10 protein-coding genes and 1 pseudogene are annotated in these 10,463 nt (G+C 39.6%); 8 read left to right on the top strand and 3 right to left on the bottom strand.

The genetic code is table 11. From position 1 onward, the window contains the following. Nucleotides 1–7 precede the first annotated feature (7 nt). From TOL9009_RS0103095 to TOL9009_RS0103065, 8 genes and pseudogenes are all read left to right on the top strand, one after another. Entirely contained in the window at nt 8–3,127 is a 3,120-nt protein-coding gene (locus tag TOL9009_RS0103095; RefSeq protein WP_029631100.1) for an efflux RND transporter permease subunit, read from the top strand. Between the two features lie 35 nt (nt 3,128–3,162). Further along, entirely contained in the window at nt 3,163–3,684 is a 522-nt protein-coding gene (locus TOL9009_RS0103090; RefSeq protein ID WP_029631098.1) for a hypothetical protein, read from the top strand. A 73-nt stretch (nt 3,685–3,757) separates the two neighbouring features. Next, nucleotides 3,758–4,672 (top strand): cation diffusion facilitator family transporter, encoded by a 915-nt coding sequence (locus TOL9009_RS0103085; RefSeq protein ID WP_029631096.1) that lies wholly within the window; start codon nt 3,758–3,760, stop codon nt 4,670–4,672. 294 nt (nt 4,673–4,966) lie between these two features. Continuing rightward, complete coding sequence (locus TOL9009_RS0103080; protein ID WP_029631094.1) at nt 4,967–5,452, top strand: DUF2808 domain-containing protein; 486 nt, start codon at nt 4,967–4,969, stop codon at nt 5,450–5,452. Nucleotides 5,453–5,474: 22 nt separating this feature from the next. Continuing rightward, nucleotides 5,475–6,176, top strand: coding sequence for a two-component system response regulator RppA (gene rppA, locus TOL9009_RS0103075; RefSeq protein WP_029631093.1), 702 nt, complete (start codon nt 5,475–5,477; stop codon nt 6,174–6,176). Continuing rightward, the gene (gene rppB, locus TOL9009_RS0103070) at nt 6,166–7,551 is read left to right on the top strand and encodes a two-component system sensor histidine kinase RppB (protein WP_029631091.1); all 1,386 of its coding nucleotides are present in this window, start codon (nt 6,166–6,168) and stop codon (nt 7,549–7,551) included. The genes rppA and rppB overlap by 11 nt, the downstream gene beginning before the upstream one ends. A gap of 425 nt (nt 7,552–7,976) precedes the next feature. After that, nucleotides 7,977–8,051, top strand: a pseudogene (locus TOL9009_RS42910) (hypothetical protein); the annotation flags it as partial. Between the two features lie 139 nt (nt 8,052–8,190). Then, the gene (locus tag TOL9009_RS0103065) at nt 8,191–8,670 is read left to right on the top strand and encodes a hypothetical protein (RefSeq protein WP_029631089.1); all 480 of its coding nucleotides are present in this window, start codon (nt 8,191–8,193) and stop codon (nt 8,668–8,670) included. Between the two features lie 263 nt (nt 8,671–8,933). On the opposite strand, the gene TOL9009_RS37795 is transcribed toward TOL9009_RS0103065, so the two are convergent. The 3 genes from TOL9009_RS37795 to TOL9009_RS0103050 form a co-directional block, all read right to left on the bottom strand. Then, the gene (locus TOL9009_RS37795) at nt 8,934–9,188 is read right to left on the bottom strand and encodes a hypothetical protein (RefSeq protein WP_206757750.1); all 255 of its coding nucleotides are present in this window, start codon (nt 9,186–9,188) and stop codon (nt 8,934–8,936) included. A gap of 133 nt (nt 9,189–9,321) precedes the next feature. After that, complete coding sequence (locus tag TOL9009_RS37790; RefSeq protein WP_242055363.1) at nt 9,322–9,915, bottom strand: MBL fold metallo-hydrolase; 594 nt, start codon at nt 9,913–9,915, stop codon at nt 9,322–9,324. A gap of 29 nt (nt 9,916–9,944) precedes the next feature. Further along, nucleotides 9,945–10,394 carry a beta-lactamase hydrolase domain-containing protein gene (locus tag TOL9009_RS0103050; RefSeq protein WP_029631087.1) on the bottom strand — a complete coding sequence of 150 codons (450 nt, stop codon included), beginning with the start codon at nt 10,392–10,394 and terminating at the stop codon, nt 9,945–9,947. Between the last annotated feature and the right edge of the window lie 69 nt (nt 10,395–10,463).

Here is a 10,463-nt window from a genome sequence, read left to right as displayed (position 1 = left end):
TTTAAAAATGCTTGATTCTATAGTTAAATGGTCTATTGCTCAACGTTGGTTAGTCGTTATTGCTTCTATAATTATCAGCCTGTGGGGCTTTCGCGTCCTTACCGAAATGCCACTAGACGTATTTCCCAACTTTGCCCCACCGCAAGTTGAAATTATGACCGAAGCAGAAGGACTTGCACCGGACGAAGTTGAGTCCCTGGTTACTCGTCCGATCGAAAGTGCAATTAACGGAACCCCTGGAATTGAAACATTACGTTCCTCCTCAGCTGTTGGTCTTTCGGCTGTGCGGGCAACTTTCAGTGGGGATACGGATATTTATCGCGCTCGTCAATTGATCACCGAACGGTTGCAGCAAGCACGCAGCCAAATTCCGCAGGGTGTCAAAGAGCCAGAAATTCTGCCTGTCAGTTCTCCTCTGGGATGGACTGTTAAATATGCTTTCACTTCCGATACTACACCCATCATGGAAGTGTGGCGTATCGTCAACTGGCAAGTCAAAAACCGTCTTTTGGCTGTCCCTGGTGTTAGCAATATTGTTGTCTTTGGTGGGGATGAGCGTCAGTACCAAGTGCTGGTTAACCCAAATCAACTCAAAGCATTTAATGTCACCTTAGCAGATGTCACCAAAGCTGCACAAGCTGCTAATGCTAATGCACCGGGAGGATTTTTGATAACTCCCGACCAAGAAACGTTGGTGCGTGGGGTGGGAAGGATTGAATCTATTGAACAATTAAAAAAATCAGTAATTAAAGCTAAAAATGGCGCACCTGTTTTATTAGAACAAGTTGCAGATGTACAAATTGGTGCAGCACTCAAACGCGGTGACGGTAGTTTTGGGGGTAAGAAAGCAGTTATTGTAACAGTAAATAAACAACCAACTGCGGATACACCCAAGGTAACAAGGGCAGTTGAAGCCGCTATCGAGGAGATTAAAGCTGGTCTACCCAAAGACGTCAAAATTACGACTACTTTTCGCCAAGAAGATTTTATCGAAGCCTCCATTAAGAATGTTGAAGAAGCTTTGCGTGATGGTACTATTATCGTCTGCATCATCCTGATTTTATTTTTGATGAATTGGCGGACGGTAATTATTAGTTTAAGCGCCCTTCCGGTATCTTTGTTGCTAGGAATGATGATTCTCAACTGGACGGGACAAGGTATTAACACCATGACTTTAGGGGGATTGGTGGTAGCTATTGGTTCGGTGGTGGATGATGCAATTGTGGATATGGAAAACGTCTACCGTCGTTTGCGAGAAAATCAACTTGCAGGAAACCCCGTCCCACCGTTGCAAGTTGTCTTTAACGGTTCGGTAGAAGTGCGGGTAAGCGTACTTTTCGCCACTATTATTATTGCCGTTGTCTTTGCACCAATTTTCGCCCTTTCTGGGGTAGAAGGGAAAATTTTTGCGCCGATGGGGCTAGCATATTTACTATCAATTGCTGCTTCCACTTTGGTTGCGCTGACATTAACCCCAGCCATGTGTGCGTTGCTATTAGTAAATACAAAATTACCTAGTACGGAAACTTGGTTAGAGAAACAAACCCATAAACTTTACCGTCCAGCTTTGAAATTCTCATTACGTCGTCCCAAAATTATTTTAACAGCCGCATTAGCTGGGTTTGTTGCGGCATTAGTAATCATGACGGGATTAGGGCAAGTATTTTTACCAGAATTTCAAGACCGAGCACTAGTAATTGCCGCAGTTCTCATGCCTGGGGAGTCGCTGTCAGCGACAAATCAAGTTGGCTTGGTAATTGAAGAAGCCTTAAAGAACAATCCTGGAGTTGAAACGGCTCAATTGCGCTCTGGACGAGCTCAAGGAGATACGGAGGTCGCTGGTGTCAACTCTGCCGAATTGGACGTGCAACTTAGCGAAGAGGGAGCAAAAGATAGGGAAAAAACCATCGAAACAATCCGCAAAGAATTTGAGAGAATTCCCGGAGTTGTACCGAATATTGGTGGTTTTATTTCACACCGGATGGATGAAGTGCTATCAGGGGTGAGGAGTGCGATCGCAGTCAAAATCTTCGGTCCCGACTTGGAACAACTGCGTACCCTTGGCAGCCAAGTACAGTCAGCAATGGGTCAAATTCAAGGTTTAGTTGATTTGCAACTCGAACCACAAGTACCGATGAAACAGGTGCAAATTCAATTTGACCGCAATGCCGCAGCACGTTATGGTTTGACAATTGGTGAATTGTCGGAAGAGGTAGAAACTGCTCTCAATGGACGAGTTGTTTCTCAAGTATTAGAGCAGCAACAAACTTTTGATATGGTAGTTTGGTTGCAAGAAAAATATCGCAATAATATCGAAATTATCAGTAATTTGCTGGTTGATACTCCCAACGGACAGAAAATTCCTTTAGCTCAAGTTGCCAAAATTGATTATGGTAGTGGTCCCAACACGATTAACCGCGAAAATGTCTCTAGATATATTGTTGTATCGAGCAACGTCGCTGGACGAGATTTAGGTTCTGTGATTAAAGAGATTAGGGAAAAAGTAAAGCAGCAGGTGCAGTTACCTCCTGGATATTTTATTGAGTTTGGTGGTCAATTTGAAGCACAAGAAGGAGCCACAAAGACTTTATTATTTTCTGGGATTTTAGCATTTATAGCCATCGCAGTTATCCTTTACTTCGCCGTCAAATCTGTTCCTGCTACCATTATGATTTTAATCAACTTGCCTCTAGCATTAATTGGTGGCGTTATTTCTATCGCTTTAACTGGTGGAATTATTTCGGTTGCATCAATGGTCGGATTTATTACTTTATTTGGAGTTGCAGCCAGAAACGGATTATTATTAGTTGAAAACTATAATGCTCGGTTAGCATCCGGGCAACCTTTACGGGAAGTTTTAATTGAAGGTTCGATGGAAAGATTGGTTGCGATTTTGATGACAGCTTTGGCTTCTGCGTTGGGTATGGTGCCTTTGGTAATTGGCAGCGGAGCTGGAAAAGAAATACTACAACCACTTGCGATTGTCGTTTTGGGTGGATTGTTTACATCTACCGCTTTAACGTTGCTGGTGCTTCCTGCTTTGTATATTCAGTTTGGGAAGTTTTTAGTTCCGAAAAAAATTCAACCAACTATTAATACTGAAATTGCCGCATCAGCCAGCTTTTAGTTGTTTATTTACCAAATATCGAGGAGTGTAAATCAATGAAAGTTCTCAAAACCAGCTTAATTGCTTTAGGTAGTGCCAGCTTACTTTTCTTAGGTGCTTGTAGCGGTGGTAATCAAGCCGCTAATTCTCAAAGTACTACAGCAAGTTCAACTACAGAAACAGCAGCTAAAACTGAAACTGCTGCTTCATATGGGGAAAAACATACAGAAGGAGATGGTCACAAAGAACATTCCAAAGATAGTAAAGATGGTCATAGTGGTCAAGTTGTGCAGTCAGGAAAATACCATTTAGAGTTCAAACCTGAGATAGTGAAAGATTCTACGCATTTAGATATAACCGTACACGGTGAGCAGGACAAAGCAATTACTGATGCCAAACTCACGGCTCAAGTTCAGCTACCAGATGGCAGTAACAAAACTCTACAAGTTCCTTATAATACTGAGGAGAAGCAATACACAGCAAAGCTACCTGCAACTGCAACGGGAGATTATAAAGTTGTCCTTCAAACTGATATTAAAGGTGAAAAATTCAACGGTCGTTTTAACTTTAAACGATAACCATCAAGATTTACCATTTTTGTCAGGTGCGTTAATGTAGCGCACCTTATCCAATTTAACCAGTATCTACTTTATGGCACACAGTCACAACCACGGACATAGCCACGAACCAACCAGTTACAACCGCGCATTCATAATTAGCATAGCTCTCAATACTGGCTTTGTTATCATTGAGGCAATTTACGGCATTTTTGCCAATTCCCTTGCCCTACTCGCCGATGCAGGTCATAATCTGAGCGATGTTCTAGGTTTGCTACTCGCTTGGGGAGCCAGTATTCTCGCACGTCGTCTTCCAACACCTCGTCGTACCTATGGTTTGCGTCGTTCCTCAATTTTGGCTGCGCTGTTAAACGCTATTCTACTACTCGTTGCTTCGGGTGCGATCGCCTGGGAAGCTATCCGCCGTTTTCTCGAACCTAGCTCAGTATCGGGTGGTACAATCATCGGCGTTGCTGCCATCGGTATTGTTATTAACACAGTAAGCGCTTTGATGTTTATGTCTGGACGGGAAAACGACTTAAATATTAGGGGAGCATTTCTACATTTAGTTGCTGATGCGGTGGTATCTTTGGGTGCAGTCCTGGCTGGAATTGCCATTGTTACAACTGGTTGGTTGTGGTTTGACCCTGTTGTTAGCTTAATTATTGTTGTCGTGATTGTTGTGGGGACTTGGAAATTGTTGCAAGAGTCTGTCAACCTGGTTACAGATGCCGTACCAGCAGGAATTGAACCCTTGGCAGTCCGCACGTACCTAACAGAACTTCCTGGTGTAACTGGTGTCCACGACTTACATATCTGGGGGATGAGTACCACAGAAACAGCACTCACCGTTCACTTAATAATGCCAGATGGACATCCAGGCGATGCTTTTTTAGTAGAAGTGAATAAAGAGCTTCACGACCATTTTAGTATTGAACATCCCACAATTCAAATAGAGTTTGGGAACCCCAATTATCCTTGTGTTCTAGCAAATGAAGGTGTTGTTTAGAGCAGAAAAAAGTAGTTTTACTATCAGCCTAAATAATAACTACTATCAAGAAGCTGATGCTTTAACTTCTTAATAGCTTTTAATAATGTTAAGTAACAATAAGTTATTATCGAAATAATTGAGAATTATTTAAAACAAGATAAATTAAAAATTTTTACTTCTGATAATTTTTCGGGGATACTATCAAATTTCATCCTAATTTCATCTCGCTCTGCCAAACTATTAAATAAATGTATTATTCAGCCAAGAAGATATTGATGGTTGATTCATTTAAATAGCTAGAGGAGTGTAGTAATGAAGAAAACTTTAATTTGTGCAGCAGCTTTCACCTTGACTGTAACAGTTTCTATGCCAGGTACTTATGCCAATTCTACAAGAGAATCTGGTAATTTTCCTCACATTATTAGCTTATCAGAATTTCCCCAAGGTATAAAACACTGGCGAATTCTTAGACATACATTAAAGTTAGAAATTCCCCGACAAAGTAAGGCTGTTTCTCAACTAAACATCGAAGCTCCAGAGAATATAGTTGTCAGGAATAATATTGATGTGTCTGACCAATCGGGTAAAAAGATTGAGCCAAAAATTACTATTAATGACAAAAAAGTTACATTATTATTTGCCGAACCAGTGGCTCCTGGAACTATGCTTACCATTGAGATGAATAATGTCAAAAAAACTAGAGTTACTTCTGGAGAGAAACTATACAAGATTTCTGCAATTTTAGTTGGAATAAATGCCGAATTACCAATTGGTGTGGTTCGACTGCGCGTTAATTGATAAATTACTGTATCCGCTTACTATGAAAGTTTTACTAGTTGAAGACGAATCAGATTTGGGTGCATCAATTAAGCGTAAATTGCATCAAGAAAAATATATTGTTGACTGGGTTCAAGATGGTGATGAAGCATGGAGTTATCTAGAAACTAATTGGACGCAATACACGTTAGGAATTTTTGATTGGTTGCTACCAGGATTATCGGGTTTAGACTTGTGTAAGCGTCTGCGGGTTCGCAACAATTCATTACCAGTGCTGATGCTGACAGCAAGAGATAGTATGGAAGATAAAGTTGCTGGGCTGGATGCTGGGGCTGACGATTATTTAGTAAAGCCGTTTGGAATGGGGGAATTGTTAGCAAGATTGCGTGCTTTACAGCGACGTTATCCTAATTTTAAAACACCGCAACTACAAGTAGGAAATCTGATTTTAGATTACGCTACTTGTACAGTTTCGCGTCAGCAACATAATGGTGATAAGCAGATAATTCATTTAACAAAGAAAGAATTTCATTTACTAGAATATTTGATGAATCGTCCCAATACAATTGTTACCCGCGACCAAATATTAAATCATCTTTACAGTTTTAGCGCGGAACGAGTTAGTAATGTAGTAGCGGCTCAGGTACGACTTTTACGGCGCAAATTATCAGAATATAATTGTGATGGGTTAATCGAAACTGTCCCCAGTATGGGTTATCGTTTTAATCCTGATGATGCAGATTAAATTATTTAATAAAACTCGTTGGCGACTAGCAGCTTGGTATGCAGCAGTTATGGGCTTAATTCTCATTCTCTGCGGTTTAGTTGTTTACCAGGTGATGATTCGAGCTTACTTAGTTTCTATCGACCGAGAACTGGAATCTGTGACTGGTACATTGCAAAATGTAATTGAACCAAGTTTAAAACAACCTAGTCGTGTGGAACCTGTTTTTAAGTTGGTTATACCCAACCTTTGTTTGACTAACTCTGACTGTCTTAAGCAAACAAAACCCAGTCATTATCAATCTTTTCATCGTGAACACGGTATTTTTAGTAATGTTTATAAAGATAAACTATATTACATTCGTTTCGTTAATACTTCAGGAAAGTTAATTGCTGCTGCTGGTTTTCGTCCCGACGAATTACCGCCAATTGTGCGAACAAATGTATGGCAAACAGTTAAAGATAAACAAGGCGATCGCTACAGTCAAAAGTCTTTAGCACTACATACTCAAGATCATCAAATTTGGGGTTATATACAAGTAGGTCGCAGTCTCAAAGAATTGGATAATCGTCTTGCTAGTTTAAAATTGATTGTCGGATTGGGATTGCCAATTTCAATACTTTTAGTTGGTGGTTCGAGTTGGTGGTTAGCAGGGTTAGCGATACGACCAATTGATAGGTCGTATAAACAAATGCAACAGTTTACTTCTGATGTTTCCCATGAATTACGCACACCACTGGCAGCAGTTAATGCTACAGTAGAAACTATGCTTGATATGGAGTATCTCTCTGAACAAGAAGCGCGAGATACTCTAGCATCTATTAAACGACAAAATAATCGACTTGCTGAACTAGTTCAAGATTTATTGCTGCTATCTCGGTTAGAGCAAAAAACGCTCGCGACACAAAAAGAACTTTGCTGTCTGAATGTTTTAGTTAATGACCTAATTGAAGAATTTTCTGCTTTAGCTAGTGCTGCAAACTTACAACTGACATCTTTAATGGAGTATCATCAACCCTTGTATGTGATGGGGGATGAAGACCAACTTTTGCGCGTACTTACTAATTTAATTGCGAATGCGATTCAATACACTCCCACAGGTGGCTATATAAACGTTATCCTCAAACGCATCAATGGTAATGCGGTGATTGAAGTTCAAGATACAGGTATCGGGATAGCAGCACCAGATGTAAAGCGGATTTTTGACCGATTTTATCGCGTACATAGCGATCGCTCTCGCAGCACTGGTGGTTCGGGGTTAGGTTTAGCGATCGCGCAAGCAATTGTCCAAACGCACCAGGGTAGTATAGAGGTACAAAGTCAACTAAATAAAGGTACTACCTTTATTGTTCGTTTACCTACGATAAGAACGCCAATTTCAGAAATTTCATCCTAATTTTATTTGCTTAAAGTAAAGTCGTATTAAGGGATTTATTACTACTCAGTACTAGTTTAATATTTACAAGCATATTTATGAGAAAGAGGGCATTTAGTTCTCCTCAAACAGTCATCACCCTTGACAGAAGCAGACTACATTTATGCTCATGTTATGAAAAATACTCAAAAGGGTGAAGTTCATTTTATGACTATTTTTACCAACCTATAAAATATAAACTATCGCAACAGATAAACCGTAATCTTAACATTGTTAAGACTGATTTATGGATGAATGTGTAATAGCAATTTTCAAATTTTATCTTAATTTTATAACTATATGTAAAACTGATTATAGGTAGATAAATATAACTTGAACCTGTTCTGCAAAACGCTAAACAGGAGGCTTATCATGCTTTTTAAAACTCACACTAAAACTCTGCTAATTTCAAATATTGGATTTTTCGCTATCTCAACCGCAACTCTCCAACCGTGGCTACCTATCGTAACATGAATAAATAATTTTATCAAACTGGCAAAATTTCACCCAAATTTCATCGTAACCTGCCAAAATTGTTAAATAAAGCTTGATTCCCTCCCGATGAATTCGCAATCTACCTAGCCTTTCTTATTGAGATAGCTTAAAAATTAAAAGGTTAAGATGAAGAAAAAAATAATTTACCTAACTGTGTTTAGTGTAGCATCTACAGTTACAATTGTCGCTGGTAATGCAACAGCAAAAACAGACAATAACAGGGTTGATAAAATTGATAATCTTTTTCAATTACCCTCAAATCAGCGATTTGTTAAACATACTTTCAGACTCCACGTTCCTAAGAATGGTAAGCCTCTTTCTCAGTTAATTATCGATGCACCTTACACTGTAGCGGTAAGCAGTGACATTGATGTACTTAATGATAATGGTCAAAAGCTAAACATCAATGTTTTGGTAAATGACAGGAGAATTACTTTAAGTTTTCCGGAAACAGTCACTTTCGCAACTACAAAGAAACTATTGATTTCACTCAATAAAGTGCAACAACCAACAAGTGGTTCTGATTCAATTTATAACCTTTCCGTTAGAGTTGTTGGGAGTGATATTGAGATTCCCATTGGACAAGCTCAGTTCCAGACATTTTAATTTTGGGATTTGGACGGTAAACACGAAAAATTTTATCTAGATTTTATCAATACCTGTCAAACTAATAATTGTAGTTAGTACATACAGTTCTTGAGTAAAATATGTTCGCCTTAAACAAGCCAAGGTATATAAAGTTTTTCACTTGTCTATTCCACAAAATTTACAAAAGATTCTTCATCAGTAAAATACAGTATATGATCGCTTTGGCTTTGAAGTTACGCAGACGTGGGGCATTCGTAACCGCTAGACATCTCCGAAAATAGTCAAGTCCCTACTATCACTACTTTGTAAAAAGCGATCGCCTGACGGCAAACATAGCTTCGCTGTGTAGACAATTTTGGTTTGCGCCCACCTCCGCCGAGAATAATTCTCACTTTTTTAGACTCAGCCAATTCCAATTTTTGATTATGTAATTCTATCGCTTTTTCTAAAAGCTGCTTTAGTTGTTCATATCTCAAACCTAGTAAACGTTGTGCTTCTTGAGGCTTATTCTCAATATACTCTAATAAGCTATTCATGATAAGTACTCCGGTAAAACACCCTTTTATATTATTTTATCAGAGTTTAATTATTTTTTGGAGATGTCTACTAGACTCGTCCGAAAATTTGCAACACGCTCTGAGTCTGGTTTTGGACAACGTTAACTGTTAACTAGATCCAATGTATGACAAATCTGGGATTCCAGCGTTTTTCTTCGCCAATGGTAGATACTGTCTGTCCACGATAGTCATGCCCAGGATATACCAAAGTTTCATCTGATAAAGTAAATAGTTTTTGTGTCACTGAGTCAAACAAAGTTCCCGCATCACCATTTTGAAAGTCGGTTCGTCCACAGCCACGAATAAACAAGGCATCTCCAGTTAAAACTCGATCTTGATTAACTAAATACGTCATGTGGCTATCTGTATGACCTGGTGTGGCGATCGCTTCAATTGTCATACTTGCCAATTTGAGAATTTCTCCATCTTTAATGTACCGATCCGCACAACTGGCTTTCGCTTTGTCGGGAACAATCCCCAAACAACCAGTTATTTCTCGCAATTTGGCTGTACCTGTAATATGGTCTGCATGAATGTGGGTTTCTAAGCAGTAACGCAGAGATAACCCTAATTCTGTAAGTACTTTCAAATCACGTTCGACTTGCTCCAGCACCGGATCTACCAAAATAGCTTCTTGAGTCTGTTGATCTGCAAGTAGATAAGTGTAAGTGCTGGTTTCTTTGTCAAATAATTGTCTGAATAACATAGTGTTTTGTCCTGCGACAATAGGAAACCTCAATTTGTTTGGGAGTGAGTTGAAACATAATGTTCAAGGAACTGCTTCATCTGCGGATTAGCATTACAGTCGAAGCCAGCCGCAGCAGCTTTCTCAAATACTTGCTCTGGTGTCATTCCTTGTCGCGTCGCTACGTTCATAAATGCCATTAAACCCGCACGCATGGTACTGGCACAATGAATTAAGGCGGGTTTAGGTAGGTCATCGATTTGCTTGAGTACCTCTGTCGTCAGTTCATCGCTGATCTCGTTTGGTTTGACAGGAATGTTGACGTAGTGCAGCCCTAAAGCTTGTGCTTGTTGCTGTTCATTGCTGATAAAACCTTGTTCATCAGGCGATCGCAGATTGAGTACAGATTTATAACCTTCATTCACCGCCTGCTGTAACTGCTCTGATGTCACCTGTCCTGCTACTGTTAATTCATTGTTAATCTTTTTGACGTTTTCCATTGCTGTTTTATCTCTTAACCCTTACTACCATATTACTATCTGGTAATATGGTAGTAACTACATATAAGA

The sequence above is a fragment of the [Scytonema hofmanni] UTEX 2349 genome, from assembly GCF_000582685.1.
In the GTDB taxonomy this organism is placed as follows: Bacteria; Cyanobacteriota; Cyanobacteriia; order Cyanobacteriales; family Nostocaceae; genus Hassallia; species Hassallia hofmanni.
The sequence above is the reverse complement of the archived record's forward strand: the minus strand, read 5'-3'. Positions and strand labels throughout refer to the sequence as shown.

Coding starts and splice junctions, on each gene's coding strand:
- TOL9009_RS0103095 (WP_029631100.1), top strand. CDS start 8: ATGCTTGATTCTATAGTTAAATGGTCTATTGCTCAACGTTGGTTAGTC.
- rppB (WP_029631091.1), top strand. CDS start 6,166: ATGCAGATTAAATTATTTAATAAAACTCGTTGGCGACTAGCAGCTTGG.
- TOL9009_RS0103090 (WP_029631098.1), top strand. CDS start 3,163: ATGAAAGTTCTCAAAACCAGCTTAATTGCTTTAGGTAGTGCCAGCTTA.
- TOL9009_RS0103050 (WP_029631087.1), bottom strand. CDS start 10,394: ATGGAAAACGTCAAAAAGATTAACAATGAATTAACAGTAGCAGGACAG.
- TOL9009_RS37790 (WP_242055363.1), bottom strand. CDS start 9,915: ATGTTATTCAGACAATTATTTGACAAAGAAACCAGCACTTACACTTAT.
- TOL9009_RS0103080 (WP_029631094.1), top strand. CDS start 4,967: ATGAAGAAAACTTTAATTTGTGCAGCAGCTTTCACCTTGACTGTAACA.
- TOL9009_RS37795 (WP_206757750.1), bottom strand. CDS start 9,188: ATGAATAGCTTATTAGAGTATATTGAGAATAAGCCTCAAGAAGCACAA.
- rppA (WP_029631093.1), top strand. CDS start 5,475: ATGAAAGTTTTACTAGTTGAAGACGAATCAGATTTGGGTGCATCAATT.
- TOL9009_RS0103085 (WP_029631096.1), top strand. CDS start 3,758: ATGGCACACAGTCACAACCACGGACATAGCCACGAACCAACCAGTTAC.
- TOL9009_RS0103065 (WP_029631089.1), top strand. CDS start 8,191: ATGAAGAAAAAAATAATTTACCTAACTGTGTTTAGTGTAGCATCTACA.